Annotated in this window: 15 protein-coding genes and 3 tRNA genes; 2 read left to right on the top strand and 16 right to left on the bottom strand. The window is 37.8% G+C overall.

The genetic code is table 11. From position 1 onward, the window contains the following. The 3 genes from CER18_RS06130 to CER18_RS06140 form a co-directional block, all read right to left on the bottom strand. Window positions 1-249 (bottom strand): GTP-binding protein (locus tag CER18_RS06130; protein ID WP_245410059.1); only part of this gene is annotated, 249 nt, incomplete at its 3' end. Window positions 250-431: 182 nt separating this feature from the next. Continuing rightward, window positions 432-505, bottom strand: a tRNA-Gly gene (locus tag CER18_RS06135). Between the two features lie 31 nt (window positions 506-536). Next, window positions 537-620 (bottom strand) — tRNA-Tyr (locus CER18_RS06140). 205 nt (window positions 621-825) lie between these two features. Between CER18_RS06140 and CER18_RS06145 the strand changes: the two genes are divergently transcribed. Beyond that, window positions 826-1,656 (top strand): TrmH family RNA methyltransferase, encoded by an 831-nt coding sequence (locus CER18_RS06145; RefSeq protein ID WP_100129180.1) that lies wholly within the window; start codon window positions 826-828, stop codon window positions 1,654-1,656. Window positions 1,657-1,659: 3 nt separating this feature from the next. Here CER18_RS06145 and CER18_RS06150 read toward each other — a convergent pair whose 3' ends face one another. The 6 genes from CER18_RS06150 to CER18_RS06175 all read right to left on the bottom strand — a co-directional run bounded on the left by CER18_RS06150 (window position 1,660) and on the right by CER18_RS06175 (window position 8,075). After that, window positions 1,660-2,385 carry a rhomboid family intramembrane serine protease gene (locus CER18_RS06150; protein WP_100129181.1) on the bottom strand — a complete coding sequence of 242 codons (726 nt, stop codon included), beginning with the start codon at window positions 2,383-2,385 and terminating at the stop codon, window positions 1,660-1,662. Window positions 2,386-3,706: 1,321 nt separating this feature from the next. Next, on the bottom strand, window positions 3,707-4,135 hold the full coding sequence (locus CER18_RS06155; protein WP_180299395.1) for a DUF2155 domain-containing protein: 429 nt from the start codon (window positions 4,133-4,135) through the stop codon (window positions 3,707-3,709). A gap of 88 nt (window positions 4,136-4,223) precedes the next feature. Then, entirely contained in the window at window positions 4,224-4,622 is a 399-nt protein-coding gene (locus CER18_RS06160; protein WP_100129183.1) for an NADH:ubiquinone oxidoreductase subunit NDUFA12, read from the bottom strand. Window positions 4,623-4,802: 180 nt separating this feature from the next. Next, window positions 4,803-6,302 carry an Asp-tRNA(Asn)/Glu-tRNA(Gln) amidotransferase subunit GatB gene (gene gatB / locus CER18_RS06165; RefSeq protein WP_100129184.1) on the bottom strand — a complete coding sequence of 500 codons (1,500 nt, stop codon included), beginning with the start codon at window positions 6,300-6,302 and terminating at the stop codon, window positions 4,803-4,805. Between the two features lie 127 nt (window positions 6,303-6,429). Further along, window positions 6,430-7,857, bottom strand: coding sequence for a trigger factor (gene tig / locus CER18_RS06170; protein WP_100129185.1), 1,428 nt, complete (start codon window positions 7,855-7,857; stop codon window positions 6,430-6,432). 135 nt (window positions 7,858-7,992) lie between these two features. Next, a tRNA-Leu gene (locus tag CER18_RS06175) sits at window positions 7,993-8,075 on the bottom strand. Window positions 8,076-8,244: 169 nt separating this feature from the next. Between CER18_RS06175 and trmFO the strand changes: the two genes are divergently transcribed. Further along, window positions 8,245-9,669, top strand: a complete 1,425-nt coding sequence (trmFO, locus tag CER18_RS06180; protein WP_100129186.1) for a methylenetetrahydrofolate--tRNA-(uracil(54)-C(5))-methyltransferase (FADH(2)-oxidizing) TrmFO — start codon at window positions 8,245-8,247, stop codon at window positions 9,667-9,669. A 1,041-nt stretch (window positions 9,670-10,710) separates the two neighbouring features. Here the strand turns inward: trmFO and CER18_RS06185 are convergent. The 7 genes from CER18_RS06185 to CER18_RS06215 all read right to left on the bottom strand — a co-directional run bounded on the left by CER18_RS06185 (window position 10,711) and on the right by CER18_RS06215 (window position 19,633). Then, window positions 10,711-10,989, bottom strand: coding sequence for an HU family DNA-binding protein (locus CER18_RS06185; RefSeq protein ID WP_100129187.1), 279 nt, complete (start codon window positions 10,987-10,989; stop codon window positions 10,711-10,713). A 231-nt stretch (window positions 10,990-11,220) separates the two neighbouring features. After that, window positions 11,221-13,647 carry an endopeptidase La gene (lon, locus tag CER18_RS06190; RefSeq protein ID WP_100129188.1) on the bottom strand — a complete coding sequence of 809 codons (2,427 nt, stop codon included), beginning with the start codon at window positions 13,645-13,647 and terminating at the stop codon, window positions 11,221-11,223. A gap of 202 nt (window positions 13,648-13,849) precedes the next feature. Then, the gene (gene clpX, locus CER18_RS06195; protein ID WP_100129189.1) at window positions 13,850-15,124 is read right to left on the bottom strand and encodes an ATP-dependent Clp protease ATP-binding subunit ClpX; all 1,275 of its coding nucleotides are present in this window, start codon (window positions 15,122-15,124) and stop codon (window positions 13,850-13,852) included. 182 nt (window positions 15,125-15,306) lie between these two features. Then, window positions 15,307-15,939, bottom strand: a complete 633-nt coding sequence (gene clpP, locus CER18_RS06200; protein WP_100129190.1) for an ATP-dependent Clp endopeptidase proteolytic subunit ClpP — start codon at window positions 15,937-15,939, stop codon at window positions 15,307-15,309. Window positions 15,940-16,073: 134 nt separating this feature from the next. After that, window positions 16,074-16,883: a hypothetical protein gene (locus CER18_RS06205; RefSeq protein ID WP_100129191.1), complete on the bottom strand. Its 810-nt coding sequence runs from the start codon at window positions 16,881-16,883 to the stop codon at window positions 16,074-16,076. 10 nt (window positions 16,884-16,893) lie between these two features. Then, on the bottom strand, window positions 16,894-18,270 hold the full coding sequence (gene trkA, locus CER18_RS06210; RefSeq protein WP_100129226.1) for a Trk system potassium transporter TrkA: 1,377 nt from the start codon (window positions 18,268-18,270) through the stop codon (window positions 16,894-16,896). Window positions 18,271-18,274: 4 nt separating this feature from the next. Next, window positions 18,275-19,633, bottom strand: a complete 1,359-nt coding sequence (locus tag CER18_RS06215) for a sigma-54-dependent transcriptional regulator (RefSeq protein WP_100129192.1) — start codon at window positions 19,631-19,633, stop codon at window positions 18,275-18,277.

Below are 19,633 nucleotides of genomic sequence, written 5' to 3' on the forward strand. Positions count from 1 at the left end.
ATAATCGGCGTGTCCAGGGCAGTCAACGTGGGCATAGTGACGATTTTCCGTTTCATACTCAACATGGGCTGTAGAAATGGTAATACCACGGGCGCGCTCTTCTGGTGCTGCATCAATTTGGTCATATGCTTTAAACTCACCAAAAAATTTCGTAATCGCTGCTGTCAATGATGTCTTCCCATGATCAACGTGACCAATCGTACCTATATTAACATGCGGTTTTGTACGTTCAAATTTGCTCTTCGCCATCGCTATTAATCTCTTGTTTATTCTCTATCTTTAGTTAGCACCTAGAAACAGGCCTGCAAAACTGAATTCAACCGGACCGTAACCAGCCCAATCACCACAACTTTTAGACGGGAAATCCCGCCCACTTTAGATAATGGAATATCTTCCACCATACTTGACTTGCCTAATCATCAACAATCATTTGGAGCGGGTAGCGGGAATCGAACCCGCATATTCAGCTTGGAAGGCTGCTGCTCTACCATTGAGCTATACCCGCATGACCTACGTACTAACTCTCCTTCGATGAATGGTGGAGGGGGTTGGATTCGAACCAACGTAGCATACGCAACGGATTTACAGTCCGCCCCCTTTAACCACTCGGGCACCCCTCCATTACACCGGTAAAGTCACGCGATAAGGCATCACCACAATCATCTCGAACACCCATTCAATTCAATCTGATTGCGAAGTGGTTATGACGATTACGATTGTATCTGTCAACAGAATAAATACAATTCTGTACAAAATTTCCGCTCATATCTTTAAATCATAGATTTTTTCTAGCGCTTTTTCTTATTAAAACGCTATAAAGAAGTTATGAAAGAAAAAACATCACAAAATTCTCATTATGCTCGTTTACGTCGCCGATATCGTGATACAAAGGGCTCTCCTTCTCGATCTTCTACAAACCTGAAGAAGAAAGCCACTCCTTTACAGCAAGGGATAATCCATCTTTATGGCATTCATTCCGTTCAGGCAGCTTTAAAAAACCCAAAAAGAATTTTTAAATGTCTTTACGTTACACAAAATGCCTTAAAACGATTAAATATACCCGAATCAGATTATCCTTGCCCTGTTACATTATGCACCCCAAAATATCTTGATTCGCTGGTTGGAAGTGAGGCAGTTCATCAAGGAGTGGTTTTGGAAACCTCTCCTCTCAAACCATGCAAATTATCGGAACTAACCAATACTGATCTGGTCATTGTTATGGATCAAATTACTGATCCACATAATGTTGGCGCTATTATGCGTTCTGCCGTTGCATTTAAAGCGAAGGCACTTATTACCACTTGTCGTCACTCTCCCCACGAAAGTGGTGTTCTTGCAAAAGCGGCATCAGGAGCTCTAGAAATGATTCATTATATTACCGTACGAAACCTCGCTGAAACTCTTCAAGAGCTCCATCAAACAGGTTTTACAAGCTTTGGCCTCGATTCAGAAGGGGATCAACCTCTAGAAACAGCATTAACAGGGAATAAAATTGCTCTTGTTTTAGGAGCAGAAGGTAAAGGCTTACGAAAAAAAACACGTGAAACCGTTTGCACTTTAGCACGCCTTGATATGCCCGGAAATATTAAATCATTAAATGTTTCAAACGCAGCAACAATAGCGCTTTATGTGGCGCATAAATATCTTAGATTCTAGTTTTTAATTTTTTTGTGAAACATCAAAAAAACCAACCAACAAAAAACCCGCTAAAAACCCGCCAATATGCGCTTCCCATGCTATTGAGAGTCCATTTTCTTCAAACAGAATGGAAGAAATGCCTATGATAAAATCAGCCGCCAACCACACACTTATATAAATAAGTACGCCCTTAGAACAAAGGGCTTTTTTGATGGATAATAAAGCCCCCAAAGGTTTTTCGTTCTGCGCGTTGACACCTAAATAGCTGCTAGGGAAACCGTAACGTGCAATAGTTCCCATCATTCCAGACACAGAACCTGATGCCCCAACAAGTGATATGAGACTTTCTTGATGAAATATAAAATAAGTCAAAACAGAAATAACTGCCGTTAACACCCAAAAAACTAAAAAACGTAAAACACCAAAATGCCTTACTAAAGGAGAACCAAAAACCAAAAGCCAAACCATATTAAGAGCAACATGTTTAAAACTACCATGCATAAATGAATAACTCACCATGGTATAAAAAAATGCAATAGGATCCCTCTTAAACAATGCTGGTGTAAATGAAAAAAACTCAAAACTTTCAATATAAAACTGATGAGAAAAAAAATACTGAGGAATGCAATAAAGACAAAAACAAAATGCTATCAAGACAACAATAATAAATGGAACATTCAATAAAGGTTCTTTAGGTTGTCTTGGCAGTCGAGAAATATGTCTATATTGATGAGGAGAAACTTTCATTATATAAAATCTCTTATTTTTTAGGATAATTGGTTATTCTTTATAAAAAATGAAGATACCACATCCAGTGATATAGAATCTTTTAACGCCTCTTAGACGCCCCCTTTTTAAATCTTCAATAGCTCACCGTAAAAACATGTGTCTCTTATACAAAAGATTTTTAAAAGCATGGATAATCAAAAATATGATTTACAAAATGAATGATCCTCTATTGATTGAAATATGAAGTTTTTCATGAAATATATAAGAGTTTATGAATAAACATAACTCTCTTATAAAGCACTCTGTAACAAAAATGTAAAATACATAAATATTGCTTTTTGACAGAAATATATCAATTTTTGCATTTTTAAATCACGCTATACTTCAATTGAAACTTTAAATAATCTTAGAGCTCAATTGTTTCAACAACAAAGCTTGAATTGCTTCTGCTTTTTAAATGAAAAAACCTCCACAAGAATAAAGGATTGCAAACATAATTGTTTTTTTCAATATAATCATTGGTGTTTCATAAATTACGCATTTGATATGTCTGTTTTCTCATAACTACAAGATTTTGATTTATAAAGATAAGATAATTTTATTCTTATTGCGTTAGACCTCTTAATATTTTAAGATTTTCTCATCCTAAACTTGTTTATATTGAATCAATAAAAACCTTTATTTGTTTGCACGTTACAAGTGAGAAAAGCCGTGTTGATAAAACTATACAAGAGGGGAACAAAAATACCTCTTATGAAGCGTCTCAAGTGCCGATACCTGTCGGGGCAATATTGAGGCAAAGTGTGTGACGGTATCTTCTAGCTCCTCACAAGCGTAAAGACAGGGAATATCAATAAATTTATCTTTATACTATTCATGGGCACCGTTGCAAAATGGATATGACGAATCTTAAGAGATCTCTCTTTTAAATACACCCGTAAATACACAATATAATGACCTTCCATTCTTCATGAGAAGTATGGCTTTATTAAATATAAAAAAAGCCAGTTCATCTCTTGAAAAAATATGCACAAACCTGTCATTTCCACCTCTAACAGATATAACTCAAGAATTGTTTTCTATAAAATATTCGAAAAAATAATACGTTGATTTGCAGAGTACATCCTTGGATTTAAACGGTTCATGAGAGAAATTTTATTCCTTATCTTAAACAACAGTCTCCACACATTCATCGCTTATACCAAATAAAGACAATCGTTTTGATCATTTCGGCATAAGAAAGTTTGAAATGAGAAAATCATAGAAACTCGAACCTCTCAATCAAATTGTGAAATGATAAACCATTATTATAAATCAATGTATTACAATAGATAATACACTATTCCTGAAGAGGTAGATTTTGAGAGCTTTGCTTACAATCTTTTAACCACACATCATAAATAGGATGCTCAACAGCATTCAAACCGGGACTATCTGCAAACATCCATCCTGTAAAAATACGCCGTACTTTTTTATCTAATGTTACTTCATTGACCTCAACAAAACCTGTTGTACGCGTTGGCTCATCTTTAGAGCTCGTATAACAAGCACGGGGTGTTACCTGTAATGCACCATACTGATAAACTTCACCAAGAGAAACTTCAAAACGTGTCGTCCGCCCCGTGATTTTATCAAGACCCGCAAAAACAGCAATTCCATTGCTGATTCGTTCAGCCCGCCCCCCACTATTTAAGGATAAAAACACTAAAATTCCCATTAAAAAAATATATATAAAATGCCTTAACCTTAACAATAAAAAAAACCTCATCATATCAAAACCAATTGCATCCTTAAAATAACTCTTGTCATAACGTAGAGCCAGATAAGAAAAAAATACACGCGTCCATTAAAACATTTTATTTTTTAGGTGACCACGCATCATAATCTTCATGCACACAAGGACACTCATCATTGTAAGAAATAGCTCCCTTTGGTCGATAAGCCTCACTTGTTCCTGTCATATTTGCAACGTGAGGCTTTTCCCATTCATAGGGGTGATAATCCTCCTGCGTTGGTGGACACTCAAAGCGATGATGAATCCAGCCGTGCCAACCTGGTGGAATAGTAGAGGCTTCAGAATAGTCTTTATAAATAACCCAACGACGCGGATAACCATCCTTATGAAGCCCCCCTTCATAATATATATTCCCAAATTGATCTTCCCCTATCCGCTTACCTTTACGCCATGTAAAAAAACGCGTACCAATGGTATTCCCATCCCACCACGTAAAGATTTGCTTAAAAAAACGAGCCATTTTCTATTCCATTTCTTCAGCATACTCATGAAATCAATTACTGGAATAAACTTGCTAATGCTTGAAATTACCAAAAAAATTACTGATAAATTCAGCCACAACTTCAATTAATAGGATAACTTTCATCCCTTAATTTCAAGAAGATATCATATTTATAGATTCTTCTCCACCCCATAAAATTTAATCTATGCCAAGTTTCATCTTAACCAATTCATTAACAGTTTGAGGATTTGCCTTACCACCTGTTGCTTTCATTACCTGTCCAACAAACCAACCTGCTAAAGCGGGTTTTTGCTTTGCTTGCGCAACTTTATCAGAATTATTGGCAACGATCTCATCAACGGCTCTTTCTATAGCCTTTGTATCTGTTACCTGCTTCATATTGCGCTCTTCGACAATTTGACGTGGATCTCCCCCCTCATTCCAAACAATCTCAAAAAGATCTTTGGCAATTTTTCCAGAAATTGTTCCCTCTTTTATAAGATCAATAATGCTTCCCAACTGATTGGGCGATACTGGTGACTCTTCAATTTCACGATTATCCTTATTTAAAGCCCCTAAAAGATCATTAATCACCCAATTGGCAACTATTTTTCCATCACGCCCACGAGCAACTTCTTCAAAATAATCAGCAATAGCTTTTTCTGTTACAAGAATGGAAGCATCATAAACTGTCAATCCCATTTCCTTAACAAAACGTGCTTTTATCGCGTCAGGTAATTCTGGTAAATCTGCTGCCAAAGCATCCACAAATGCTTGATCAAATTCTAATGGTAAAAGATCAGGATCAGGAAAATAACGATAGTCATGCGCTTCTTCCTTTGAGCGCATAGAGCGGGTTTCACCTTTAGCCGCATCAAAAAGCCGAGTTTCTTGCTCTATGACACCTCCATCTTCTAAAATTGCAATCTGACGACGCGCTTCATACTCAATCGCTTGACCAATAAAGCGAATAGAATTAACGTTTTTGATTTCACAACGCGTCCCAAAATCTTCACCAGGACGACGAACGGATACATTGACATCCGCACGCATAGAGCCTTCATCCATATTGCCATCGCAGGTCCCTAAATAACGAACAATCGTACGCAATTTTGTCATATAAGCCTTGGCTTCATCTGATGAGCGCATATCAGGTTTGGAAACGATTTCCATAAGAGCAACACCAGAGCGATTGAGATCCACGAAAGACATCGTTGGATGTTGATCATGCATCGATTTTCCAGCATCCTGTTCAAGATGTAATCTTTCAATTCCGACTTCAATATCCTCAAACTGGCCATTCGAATCTGGACCAACAGATATGATAATCTTCCCCTCTCCTACAATGGGATAGTGAAACTGAGAAATCTGATACCCTTGCGGTAGATCTGGATAAAAATAATTTTTACGATCAAAAACAGATTTTAAATTAATACGCGCTTTTAATCCCAAACCTGTTCGAACTGCTTGACGAACACATTCTTCATTCAAAACAGGTAGCATCCCTGGCATAGCCGCATCAATAAGTGATACATGATTGTTCGGCTCTGCACCAAATTTGGTTGATGCTCCTGAAAAAAGTTTCGAATTTGATATGATTTGTGCATGAACCTCCATGCCAATGATGACTTCCCAATCACCTGTAACGCCAGAAATAAAACGCTTAGAATCAGGAATACGCGTATCAATGATGCTCATTGCCAATCCACTACCAATATTTTAAAACATATCTCATGGTCTATCTACAACCATTCACAGTGCAAACCTAAGATATAAATCTTACAACAAGCCCGATAAAATCGGGCTTGTTGTGTGTGCGTAAATATTAAGCTTTTTTAGAAGCCTTTTTCTTAGCCGATATTTTCTCTGCAGACTTTTCTTTCACTGCAGATTTTTTCTTTGCAGGCTTTTCTTCAGGAACATCTGATTCGTCATATTCTTTCATCAACTCTTCAATCGTCACTTCTTTATCTGTGACTTTTATCTGGGCTAACAAATGATCAATGACCTTTTCTTCAAAAATCGGAGCTCGTAGATTTTCAACAGCTTCCGGAGTCTTCCGGAAAAAGTCCATAATCTCTTTTTCTTGTCCAGGATACTGACGAACTTGCTCAAAAACAGCTGCTTTTAGTTCATCTTCATTAACTTTAACACCAACCTTCATTCCAATTTCAGAGAGCACCAAACCCAGACGAACACGACGTTGCGCAAGGACATGATATTCTTCCCGTGCATTTTCTTCTGTAACACCCTCGTCCTCGAAACTACGCCCAGCCTTTTTCAAATCATCATTAACCTGAGCCCATATATTATTGAACTCAATTTCTAAAAGCCCTTCCGGAATCTCAAAATTATAATCAGCATCTAAAGCATCAAGAATTTGACGCTTAACCTTTTGACGTGTCATTGAACCATATTGACTTTCAATCTGCCCACGAACAGCCTCACGCAAGCGATCTAGAGATTCTAAACCGACTTTTTTCGCTGCCTCATCATCAATTTTCAATTCATCTGGTCTAAAGACAGCTTTGACAGTAATATCAAACTCTGCTTCCCGTCCTGCCAAATGTGCTGCACTATAATTATCTGGGAATTTAACAGCAATCGTTTTTGTATCCCCTGCCTTTACACCAATTAATTGCTCTTCAAAACCAGGAATAAATTGTTTTGATCCAAGAATCAGTTGTGCATCATTATCAGCCCCACCTTCAAATGGAACCCCCTCAAGCTTCCCTAGATAATCTATGGTAATACGATCACCTTCTTCAGAAGATCCCTCTTTTAGGGAATAATTGCGCGTAGAAGAAAGAACGCGATTGACTTGCTCATCAATATCCTTTTCAGGAATGACTGCAATTTCACGAATAACTTCAATATGTTCAAAGGCTTTAATCTCAATTTTCGGTAAAACTTCATACTTTAAACTAAAAGTAAAATCGGCTTTTCCATCTAGAATTTTTTCATCTTCATCGATATCAATTTTCGGCTGCATCGCTGGACGTTCATTGCGGTCGGCTAAAATAGAACGTGGCGCATCACTGAGTATCTCATTGAGAATCTCTGCCATAAAAGATTTACCATACATTTTTCGTAAATGCCCACCCGGCACTTTACCGGGACGAAAGCCATTAAGTCTGACCTTACCCTTGGTATCATCCAATCGTTCATTCAACTTTTCTTCTAAATCTTTCGCTGGAACCACGATCTTAATTTCGCGCTTCAGTCCTTCATTAAGCGTCTCGGTAACCTGCATTAAACACCTTCATTTTTCTAAAGAGTAGGGATAACCCCACTCTAATCATTATTACATTCTAACACTTCAAGTGTTATATTACCATGAAGCGGAATTCCAGACACGTAGAAATCCGTAGCACTTAAGGGATTGCTTTGGTGCGGATGGAGGGACTCGAACCCCCATGGTCTCCCGCCAGAACCTAAATCTGGTGCGTCTACCAATTTCGCCACATCCGCTCAAACGTAGCAAGCTAATAACCTTATACAAGCGGCGTTTCTATATCATTAATTATAGAAGAAAAGCAAACAAATATATTAAAAAAACGCAATACACATCTTTCTTAGCAAAGAACAAAAACAAAATCTATGCTTTTCATACACGGTGACTTACGCTAATAAGGCGACTATGGTGAAGACATTTGATACTCCAATTCATATTATCGGTGGCGGTCTTGCGGGGTGTGAAGCAAGCTGGCAAATCGCTCAATCGGGGATTCCTGTTATTTTGCATGAAATGCGTCCCCCAAAAAAATCAGATGCCCATAAAACCGATAAATTAGCAGAACTGGTTTGTTCAAACTCCTTTCGTTCTGATGATTCATCAACAAATGCTGTAGGGCTTTTACATGCTGAAATGCGATTAGCAAAATCGTTAATTATGAAAGCTGCTGATGCTAACAAAGTTCCCGCTGGAAGTGCTCTTGCTGTTGACCGTGATGAATTTTCAAAAACCGTGACATCAGCGCTTGAAAATCATTCGCTTATAACGATCAAACGCGAAGAAGTTCAAGAGATTCCTAAAGATTGGAAACATGTTGTTATTGCAACAGGTCCCCTTACCTCATCTGCACTTGCGCAAGAATTAAAAGCAATAACCGGTATAAAAGCTCTTTCTTTTTTTGATGCTATTGCACCCATTATCCATACCGACAGTATTGATATGAATATTTGTTGGTATCAGTCTCGCTACGATAAAATTGGGCCTGAGGGAACAGGGAAAGATTATCTTAATTGTCCTCTCAACAAAGAACAATATGAAACATTCGTTGAAGCACTAAAAAACGCAGAGAAAACAGAGTTTCGTGACTTTGAAAAAACACCCTATTTTGATGGATGCCTCCCCATTGAAATTATGGCTGAGCGCGGAATCGAAACTTTAAGACATGGCCCTATGAAACCTATGGGCTTAACCAATGCCCATAATCCCACCGTAAAACCCTATGCTGTCGTTCAATTACGCCAAGATAATAAACTCGGAACGCTTTACAATATGGTCGGCTTTCAAACGAAACTGAAATATGGTGAACAAGTCCGTATTTTTAGAATGATTCCTGGGCTTGAAAAAGCAGAATTTGCACGCCTTGGTGGCCTTCACCGCAATACCTATCTCAACTCTCCAATCATTCTTGATCAAACTCTTTGTTTAAAACAAAAAAAACAACTACGCTTTGCTGGACAAATTACCGGATGTGAGGGGTATGTAGAATCAGCAGCTATAGGGCTTCTTGCCGGACGTTTTGCCGCTGCCGAATATCATCATAACTGTCCTTGCCTTCCCCCACAAACCACAGCATTCGGAGCTCTTTTGAATCACATTACGGGAGGACACATTATCGATGAAGAAGCAGAAAGACAGTCTTTTCAGCCCATGAATATCAATTTTGGACTCTTTCCCCCTATTGCTCCTATCAAACATTTAGGAAAACGCTTGCTAAGTAAAGAAAAAAAATTAGCAAAAAAACAAGCTATAACAGCAAGAGCCCTCAATGATTGTATTCAGTGGTTAGCAGATAAGGAATCAAAGAGCTCCTGTTTATCAAAAAACATATGATTCGCCTCTCATCTATTGAATAGATCTCTATCAAGCTCGTGAAAAAATCATTCAAAAGCATTGTTAAAATACTATCTCAATTAATAAAGGCTGTTCTATACTTCATCAGTTATTCAAGAATATAAAAATATGAAATAATTATAATAATATTTTTCTACCCTATATATTATATGATAATGGGAATTTTTCTCTTTTTTACTTCCTTCCTTAATATTTATGAGACCCTCTTATTTTAACTTTTGTGTGATGAAGAAAAAATGCTCGCTTGCATAACGCAAAGAAAATAAAAATATGGACCAAAAATATTTAAGTCAGAATTGACTATATCTTTTCCCACTCAAGTGCTAAGAAAAAGCACAAGATTGAAATGATGATCCCACTTTATAAAACGACAATACATTGATTTATAATAATGATTTATCCCTTTCTATCTTGAATGAGAAACTTAAATACGTAGAATTCTTTTATCTCAAATTCTCTTATAATCCATCAATAAAAACCATTTGCTTAGTAAGTTCATTGGCTGCGTCACACAAGCAAAGTTGTTACTGCAAATTATTGCAAATTAAGAGAACTACTCTTATGCCCATCTCAAATGATGAAAATTAGTCACAGCACAAAAAGTATGATGCTGCCAACGTGAGCTTCTATTAAGCAAAAAATAGTGGTTTATGTAAGGTTTTGTACATTTCATAGTGTTTTTTATCTTGTACCATTTTCAGGTACTATTCTGAATAAACACTTTAGCTCTTCCATATAATAAAAGTTAACGTCACACTTTATAAGCCATACGAAATGGCCCATTATTAAAGTGAAATGTTTATTGAAATAAGCTAAAAATTATACATTTCAAGCCTATGTATTTTAGAAAATTTTTACAATCATTTTCAAAAGCACTAGCAATGCATGAAATGAAAAAATGATACAAAGACTTAAAATTTTTATATGAAAAACGTGGACAATATATCTGATATCTGTCCAAAAAACACCTGTAAAAAAACCCGCTTATAAATAAATCGGGTTTTTTTAACGTTGTGTAAATTATTTTTTATTAACTGCTTCTTTAAGGCTTTTTCCTGCAGAAAATTTAGGTACAGAACGTGCTGGAATATCGATTTCAGCACCAGTTGAAGGATTACGCCCCTTTGTCGCAGCACGATGAGAAACTTCAAAAGAACCAAAACCAGGAAGACGAACATCGCCCCCTGAAGCCAAAGCTTGTGTTACAGAAGCCATAAAAGCGTCAACAACAGCACCAGCTTGTGCTTTCGAAACACCTGCCTTTTCAGCAACGGAACTAACCAATTCACTTTTATTCATGAAATATTTCCTTTCCCTATATTACCTGACAACATGACCTAATCATGTTATTGGTCAGTTTATTGAAAAGTACAGCAAACAGAAGTCTTATTTTTATCCAAAACATTGTTTTTTTAGCAATAATCACAGTTATTCACGGAATTTTTCACTTTTTTCAACAAAAAACAAAATAATAACCACGACAACACCTTCTGCCACTCAAAAAATGCCGTTATAAGCGAGATCAGTGAATCAGTGCGCAATCTGTATCCCTTCACTATCACTGCTCTCTGATCGGATAGGGACAGCTACCGTAGAAGGTTCCTTCCATTCAATAGTATCTGGAAAATGAACCAAAGCATGTTTTAAAACTTCACTCACATGATTTACCGGAATAATTTCCATGTTATTTTTGACATCATCAGGAATATCAACCAAATCTTTTGCGTTTTCTTCAGGAATAAGCACTTTTTTTATTCCTCCTCGAAGCGCAGCTAGGAGTTTTTCTTTTAATCCACCAATTGGCAAAACGCGTCCACGTAAAGTAATTTCACCAGTCATTGCAATATCTTTATGCACAGCTATCCCTGTAAGAACCGAAACAATTGCTGTCACCATCGCAATCCCAGCAGATGGACCATCTTTTGGTGTTGCCCCCTCTGGAACATGAACGTGGATATCGCGTTTTTCAAAAAGTGGAGGTTCAATACCAAAATCAACAGCACGAGAACGCACATAAGATGCTGCTGCGGAAATAGACTCTTTCATTATATCACGCAAATTTCCAGTTACAGTCATCTTGCCTTTGCCGGGCATCATCACGCCTTCAATAGTCAATAACTCTCCACCAACTTCTGTCCACGCAAGACCTGTCACAACACCAATGTGATTTTCTCCTTCAATCTGATTATAGTGATAGCGTTTAACACCCAAGAAATCATTGAGATTATTTTCCGTAACTTTTACAGATTTTTGATGCGTTTTGAGAATCTTTGTAACAGATTTACGGGCAATTTTCATGAGTTCACGCTCAAGATTACGAACACCTGCTTCACGTGTGTAAAACTGAATAATCGACCTTAGTGCTCCATCAGAAATGCTGAGTTCTTTTTTAGACAAACAGTGATCTTTGAGTGCCTTTGGTAAAAGATGCTGCTTAACAATTTCCATTTTTTCACATTCAGTATAACCGGCAATACGAATAATTTCCATTCGATCCATTAATGGACCTGGAATATTAAGCGTATTGGCAGTTGTGATAAACATGACATCAGAAAGATCATATTCAACTTCTAAATAGTGATCAATGAACGTACCATTTTGTTCGGGATCGAGAACTTCTAATAAGGCAGAGGAAGGATCTCCACGAAAATCTTGTCCCATTTTATCAATTTCATCAAGTAAAAAAAGCGGATTAGATTTTTTTGCTTTCTTCATAGACTGAATAATTTTTCCAGGCATTGAACCAATATATGTTCGGCGATGTCCGCGAATTTCCGCTTCATCCCGCACTCCTCCCAACGAGATACGAACATATTCACGCCCTGTTGCCTTGGCAATAGAGCGCGCTAATGATGTTTTTCCAACACCAGGAGGACCCAACAAACAAATAATGGGCCCCTTTATCTTTGACGCGCGACTTTGTACGGCCAAATATTCAATAATTCTCTCCTTAACTTTTTCAAGACCGAAATGTTCATTATTCATGACCTTTTCAGCAAAATCTAAATTGTTTTTAATTTTAGATTTTTTACCCCAAGGCATTGCTAATAACCAATCAAGATAGTTACGCACAACTGTCGCTTCTGCAGACATAGGAGACATATTCCGTAATTTTCTCAATTCTGCTCCAGCTTTTTCCTGCGCTTCCTTGGAAAGTTTTGTACTCTTAATACGGTCTTCTAGTTCAGAGAGCTCATCGCGACTATCATCTCCTGCTCCTAACTCTTTTTGAATAGCCTTCATCTGTTCATTAAGATAATATTCGCGTTGGTTTTTTTCCATTTGCCGTTTAACGTGCGAACGAATGCGTTTTTCAACCTGCAAAACAGAAATTTCTCCTTCCATAAAAGACAGAACACGTTCAAGACGGGCTCGCACAGGTAAGAGCTCTAATATTTCCTGTTTTTCTGCAAGTTTAATCATCAAATGAGAGGCAATCGTATCAGCAAGCTTAGAAGGATTATCAATCTGGCCAATCGCATTGACAACTTCAGGAGAGATTTTTTTATTAAGCTTTACATAGTTTTCAAAATAAGCAATCACCGACCTTGAAAGAGCTTCAATCTCAACATCACTCTCTCTAGGTTCTTCTGTAACAGTGGCAAAAGCCTGATGATAACCTTCACTTAAAGAAAATTGACCAATTTTTGCACGTGCAGTCCCTTCAACCAAAACCTTTACAGTACCATCAGGAAGCTTTAAAAGCTGAAGAATATTTGCAAATGTACCAATATGATAAATATCTTCTGATTTTGGATCATCATCAGAAGCATTTTTTTGTGTCACCAAGAGTATTTGCTTGTCAACCGCCATCGTTTCTTCAAGAGCACGAATCGATTTTTCGCGCCCCACAAAAAGTGGAACAATCATATGGGGGAAGACAACAATATCACGAAGAGGTAAAACAGCATAAACCCCATCTCTTATTTCATCTGTCTTTTCATCAATATATTGCATAACTCTCCTTTCTGGAGCCTATGAGCTATCTACAACACCAAGCCCACCCTTAGAAAACCTCAGCTCTCCACAATACATGAAGTGGTAATTGCTAACACATAAATCAAGCATTATAACGATATTATTAGAAACGCCCACTAAATACCGTTCATGAACACTTTTTATATTGTATATTGCACATTATATTGTATATCGCACAATGTCATGCCGATACGTTTTCTTTATCTTCTGAACGTTCTGAGTAAATATAAAGAGGACGCGCTTTCCCATCAACGACATCACTTGAAATAACTACTTTTTGAACGCCTTCAAGAGCAGGGAGTTCAAACATCGTCTCAAGAAGGATCTTCTCCATAATAGAACGTAAACCACGTGCACCAGTTTTACGTTCAATTGCTTTCTTTGCAATAGCACGTAAAGCATCTTCATGAAACGCCAGCTCAACATTTTCCATTTCAAAAAGACGCTGATATTGCTTTACCAATGCATTTTTAGGTTGTGATAAAATTTGCACGAGGGCGTTAACGTCTAAATCCTCTAAGGTAGCAACTATAGGAAGACGCCCGATAAATTCTGGTATTAAACCAAACTTTATAAGGTCTTCAGGCTCTAAATCACGAAAAATTTCACCAACACAACGTTCATCAGGCGCCTTAACAGTCGCAGAAAAACCAATAGAAGTTTTTTCACCACGCCCTGAAATAATCCGCTCTAAACCTGCAAAAGCGCCCCCACAAATGAATAAAATATTTGTGGTATCAACCTGAAGAAACTCTTGTTGTGGATGCTTGCGTCCACCTTGTGGAGGAACAGAAGCAATCGTTCCTTCCATAATTTTTAATAAAGCTTGCTGAACACCTTCTCCTGAAACATCTCTTGTAATAGAAGGATTGTCTGCTTTACGAGAAATCTTATCAACCTCATCAATATAAACAATACCACGCTGTGCACGTTCAACATTATAATCTGCCGCTTGAAGAAGCTTTAAAATAATATTTTCAACATCTTCCCCCACATAACCTGCTTCAGTCAAAGTGGTCGCATCTGCCATCGTAAAAGGGACATCAATAATACGTGCTAATGTTTGTGCGAGATAAGTTTTACCGCAGCCCGTTGGACCAACAAGAAGAATATTCGATTTAGCCAACTCAATATCATTGCTTTTAGACTGATGCGCCAACCGTTTATAATGATTATGCACAGCAACAGAAAGAACACGCTTTGCATGCTGCTGCCCAATAACATAATCATCAAGAACTGATATAATTTCCTGTGGAGTAGGAACACCATCCCGTACTTTAACGCCAGAAGACTTATTTTCTTCCCGAATAATATCCATGCAAAGCTCTACACATTCATCACAGATAAATACAGTAGGCCCCGCAATGAGCTTACGCACCTCATGCTGACTCTTGCCGCAGAACGAGCAATAGAGAGTATTTTTTGATTCGTTCCCGCTATTGCTAATCTTGCTCATTTTTCTTTCCTTTCACCACGATATATGAATACTTCGCCTTTTCAAAGGAAGCTTTTCATCATGAAAATTAAAAGACATATAGAAAACCATGAATGTCTCAATATTTTAGGTGTTTCTCTTAATTTTTGCGATATTTTCTAAAAACTCTTTATTTAAAGTAGATGCTTTTTCTATAAAAATTCTTAATCTTTTTCTTCTTTTTCAGTTTCTGCGCGATAGTGTATAACATCATCAACTAAGCCAAATACTTTAGCCTCTTCTGCTGTCATAAAATGATCGCGATCGAGCGTTCTCTCAATAATCTCATAATCTTGACCTGTATGTTGAACATAAATTTCATTTAAACGCCGTTTCATCTTTATAATATCTTGTGCATGTCGCTCAATATCTGAAGCCTGACCTTGAAAACCACCAGATGGTTGATGCACCATAATGCGCGCATTTGGCAACGTAAAACGATGACCTTTTGCTCCAGCTGTTAGCAATAACGATCCCATAGACGCAGCCTGTCCCATGCAAAGCGTAGAAACAGGAGGACGAATAAACTGCATAGTATCATAAATTGCCATACCAGATGTCACAACACCCCCTGGAGAATTAATATAAAGACTAATTTCTTTTTTAGGATTTTCTGCTTCCAAGAAAAGTAATTGTGCACAAACAAGCATTGCCATACCATCTTCAACAGGACCATTAATAAAAATAATCCGCTCCTTTAAAAGACGAGAAAAAATATCATAGGCCCGTTCACCACGATTGGTTTGTTCAATAACCATAGGAACAAGGCTTAATGCTGTTTTCATTGGATCACTCATATTTTTACTTTCCTTGTCATATAACAATCGCTTTTTACACTCAATATTTTTAACATTACTCTTTTGTGCAAGCGACAATCAAGAGCAGTCCCAGATAGATTAAAATCTCAATGGTTAAAATAGCGATAATCACTCTACCTAAACAAATCATGAACTTCAGGAATGCGAGAGACTGCCCAATGGTAAAAACTTCCTTCTTGAGGTCTTTGCGTAGTCTTGGTTTTTCTGTGAATATGAAATCCTATCAAGCGTGAATTTGTAAGCGGCTTTACGCCAAAAGCTGATTCAAAGATGTACTCCGTTTTTCGCCCAGTCCAATAATAAAAAGTTTCCTTTTCCTTTGCCTCATGAAAAAAACCATATTGTTTTGCTAATCGTGAAATACCGTCATTGCCAAATATCGTAACGCCAAGATTTCTTGGTAAAATTGGCATTTTTTTTCTCTTTAACCAGAATGGTCTCCAAACACGACGCTTAAACCCAAGCCAATGAGGGATCATTTCTGTGCCTGCCCAATAATCTTCAAACACTCTTATAATAGGGTTATCTGGAGGAAAATAAAGAGCAGAAACGCCTACCCTTATACTATTTTCTCTCGCCAACCAAACCTTATTCGCATCTGGATGAAATTGTTTAACGAGGTAAACATCTGTATCTAACCAAACACCTTGTTGATATTTCATCAGCATAACACGAAAAAAATCCGAGAACTGAACAATTGTACATCCTGGGTTATCATCAGAAAAATTGGGATCAAGACGATAAATTGCTGAACGCGATAAAATTGATTCGGCTTCATGTAACTCAACACCAGCAGGTAAATTGTCTATTTTTTTATCATAACTAAAAAGCTTAACGCGCTGTCCCGTTTTAACCATTGAGGATAAACAAAGTCTATCCACCAACCTTAGCTGTCCACTATACCAAAAAGTACAAATATCCATGAATAATATATTAAAAATATTCCAAACTTACACGAAAAAGTTGTTCAACATCCCTAACTCTATCAGAAAGGGCAAAAATTACTATTCTATCACCAGACAAAATACGCGCCTCTGCTGAAAGCTGTATGATTGTCTTATTACGGTAAATTGCCCCAATTCTCAAACCATCTGATAAATTAAGCTCTGATAATGACTTACCAACCAATGAAGATGTTTGCATCACTTCAGCTTCAATAATTTCTGCTCGACCATTAAAAACTGAATGAACAGAACGAATACGCCCGCGACGCATTTGTTGCAAAATTTTCGATATTGTAACGCTATGGGGATTCAGATAGGCATCCACACCAACTGCACGGCTAAATTCTTGGTAGGCAACATTATTAATCAACACCATATTGGCTTTGCAGCCTAATCTTTTAGCAATAATAGCGCTTAAAAGATTAACCTGATCCTGATTGGTCAATGTAATCATTAAGTCAGCCTGATCAATTCCCGCATCTTGAAGAATCACTGGATCTAACACATTACCATATAAAACGGTTGTTTTTTCAAGCTGATCGGCAATTGTAAGAGCTCTTTCTCTCTGTGATTCTATAATTTTCAATTTTAATTTATGGAGACGTTTTTCAATAGCCTGAGCAACATAAAGGCCAATGTGCCCCCCCCCTGCAATAATCATGCGGTGAGCATCTTGTTCTTTATGACCAAAAAGCCCAACAGCACGGCGCATCTGCTCACGAGCAACAACAAGATAGGTTATATCACCAACGCGTAATTGCGTTTCTGAATGTGCAATCAATAATTCCGAACCACGTTTAATCGCGGTAACCGTTGTGTGAAGATCTGGAAAAAGCTCTGTTAATTGACGCAAAGGTGTATTAATAACGGGACAATCTTCCATACATTCTAAAGCTAGTGCAACAATATCATCATTACAAAAATAAAGAACATCTATTGCACCAGGCAGAGCAATACGACGTAAAACCATTTCCCCAACTTCAACTTCTGGCGAAATAACCACATCAATGGGAATATTTTCTCTGGAAAAAAGCGTCTTATAGCGTGGTTCTAAATAAGATTGTGAGCGAATACGAGCAATTTTTGTGGGAACATCAAATAACGAATGGGCGACCTGACAAGCGACCATATTCACTTCATCAAACAAAGTAACAGCAATCAACATATCAGCTTTGTCTGCATCTGCAGCCAAAAGAACTTCAGGACGAGAACCGTGACCAACAAAACCTCTCACATCCAATGTATCGCGAATTTTTTCAATTAATCTGGTTTCAATATCAATAACAGTAACATCGTGATTTTCAGCAGAAAGACGCTCTGCTATTCCATAACCAACCTGTCCTGCACCGCAAATAATAACACGCATTGTTTTAAGAAACTCCAAGCGCTTTAAGCTTACGGTGTAAAGCTGAACGCTCCATGCCTATAAATTCAGCAGTACGCGATATATTCCCGCCCAAACGCCCAATCTGCGCTACTAAATATCTCTTTTCAAATAATTCTCGTGCTTCACGCAACGGTAAATCCATTATATTCTCATCCGAATCCATTTGAAGACGTGGCAAAGGATCACTCACTTCACTGGGAAGAAAATCCGCTGTTATAGGACCATCACCATCTCGCACAAGAATAAGAAGACGCTCAATATTATTCCGTAATTGCCGTACATTCCCTGGCCAAGCATGCGTTTGCAAAATAGCGATCACGTCATCACTGATTTCACGCGGCTTAATTCCAACCTGTTGTGATATTGTTTTTACAAAATGATGGACAAGTTCTGGAATATCTTCACGACGGGCTGAAAGAGGTGGAACAGTAATAGGAACAACAGAAAGGCGGTGAAAAAGATCTTCTCTAAAGCGTCCATCAGAAATAAGGTTTTCAAGATTTTGCGCTGTTGAAGAAATGATACGAACATCCACCTTAACACGTTTTGTACCGCCAACTCTCTCAAATGCCTGTCCCGTTAACACCCGAAGAATCTTACCTTGAGTCTCGCGCGGCATATCAGCAATTTCATCAAGGTAGAGTATCCCACCATGAGCTTCTTCTAAGGCACCGATTTTGCGCTCTCTTCCCTCCATTTCGCTACCAAACAACTCTATCTCCATTCTTTCCGGAGTCATTGTTGCTGCATTTATTGTAACAAAGGGCCCACTCGAACGTGTTGAGAGTGCATGAATAGTCCTTGCAACAGTCTCTTTTCCCGCCCCTGAAGGACCTGTTATCATGATGCGACTATTGGTTGGCGCTACTTTTTCTATGATTTGACGCAAATTTCTTATAACTGTCGATTTTCCGAGAAGCTCCAATGTCTCGTTTGAACGTTTTCGCAATTCCAAAAGTTCACGTTTTAAATTTGAGTTTTCAAGTGTTCTCTCTGCAACCAATACAAGCCTATCAGCTTTAAAAGGTTTTTCAATGAAATCATAGGCCCCACGCTTTATAGCAGAAACAGCGGTCTCAATATTACCATGACCAGAGATCATCACGACCGGAAGAGCTGGATATTGCGTTTTAATCTCATCAAGCAGTGCTAAACCATCGAGGCGACTCCCCTGTAACCAAATATCTAAAAAAATGAGCTTTGGAATACGCTCACTAATTTGTGCTAATGCTTCATCAGAGTTACAAGCAACACGCGTTTCATAACCTTCATCATCTAAAATACCAGCAACAAGCTCACGAATATCTGCTTCATCATCAACAATCAAGATATCTGATACCAT

The sequence above is a fragment of the Bartonella tribocorum genome (assembly GCF_002777915.1).
GTDB classification, from domain to species: domain Bacteria; phylum Pseudomonadota; class Alphaproteobacteria; order Rhizobiales; family Rhizobiaceae; genus Bartonella; species Bartonella tribocorum_A.

What these genes read in the sequence shown, in the direction of transcription:
- CER18_RS06160 (WP_100129183.1), bottom strand. Translation starts at nt 4,622, where the DNA reads ATGGCTCGTTTTTTTAAGCAAATCTTTACGTGGTGGGATGGGAATACC.
- CER18_RS06185 (WP_100129187.1), bottom strand. Translation starts at nt 10,989, where the DNA reads ATGAATAAAAGTGAATTGGTTAGTTCCGTTGCTGAAAAGGCAGGTGTT.
- lon (WP_100129188.1), bottom strand. Translation starts at nt 13,647, where the DNA reads ATGCAATATATTGATGAAAAGACAGATGAAATAAGAGATGGGGTTTAT.
- clpP (WP_100129190.1), bottom strand. Translation starts at nt 15,939, where the DNA reads ATGAGTGATCCAATGAAAACAGCATTAAGCCTTGTTCCTATGGTTATT.
- trmFO (WP_100129186.1), top strand. Translation starts at nt 8,245, where the DNA reads ATGGTGAAGACATTTGATACTCCAATTCATATTATCGGTGGCGGTCTT.
- trkA (WP_100129226.1), bottom strand. Translation starts at nt 18,270, where the DNA reads ATGCGTGTTATTATTTGCGGTGCAGGACAGGTTGGTTATGGAATAGCA.
- CER18_RS06145 (WP_100129180.1), top strand. Translation starts at nt 826, where the DNA reads ATGAAAGAAAAAACATCACAAAATTCTCATTATGCTCGTTTACGTCGC.
- CER18_RS06205 (WP_100129191.1), bottom strand. Translation starts at nt 16,883, where the DNA reads ATGGATATTTGTACTTTTTGGTATAGTGGACAGCTAAGGTTGGTGGAT.
- CER18_RS06155 (WP_180299395.1), bottom strand. Translation starts at nt 4,135, where the DNA reads ATGAGGTTTTTTTTATTGTTAAGGTTAAGGCATTTTATATATATTTTT.
- clpX (WP_100129189.1), bottom strand. Translation starts at nt 15,124, where the DNA reads ATGAGCAAGATTAGCAATAGCGGGAACGAATCAAAAAATACTCTCTAT.
- tig (WP_100129185.1), bottom strand. Translation starts at nt 7,857, where the DNA reads ATGCAGGTTACCGAGACGCTTAATGAAGGACTGAAGCGCGAAATTAAG.
- CER18_RS06215 (WP_100129192.1), bottom strand. Translation starts at nt 19,633, where the DNA reads ATGGTATCAGATATCTTGATTGTTGATGATGAAGCAGATATTCGTGAG.
- gatB (WP_100129184.1), bottom strand. Translation starts at nt 6,302, where the DNA reads ATGAGCATCATTGATACGCGTATTCCTGATTCTAAGCGTTTTATTTCT.
- CER18_RS06150 (WP_100129181.1), bottom strand. Translation starts at nt 2,385, where the DNA reads ATGAAAGTTTCTCCTCATCAATATAGACATATTTCTCGACTGCCAAGA.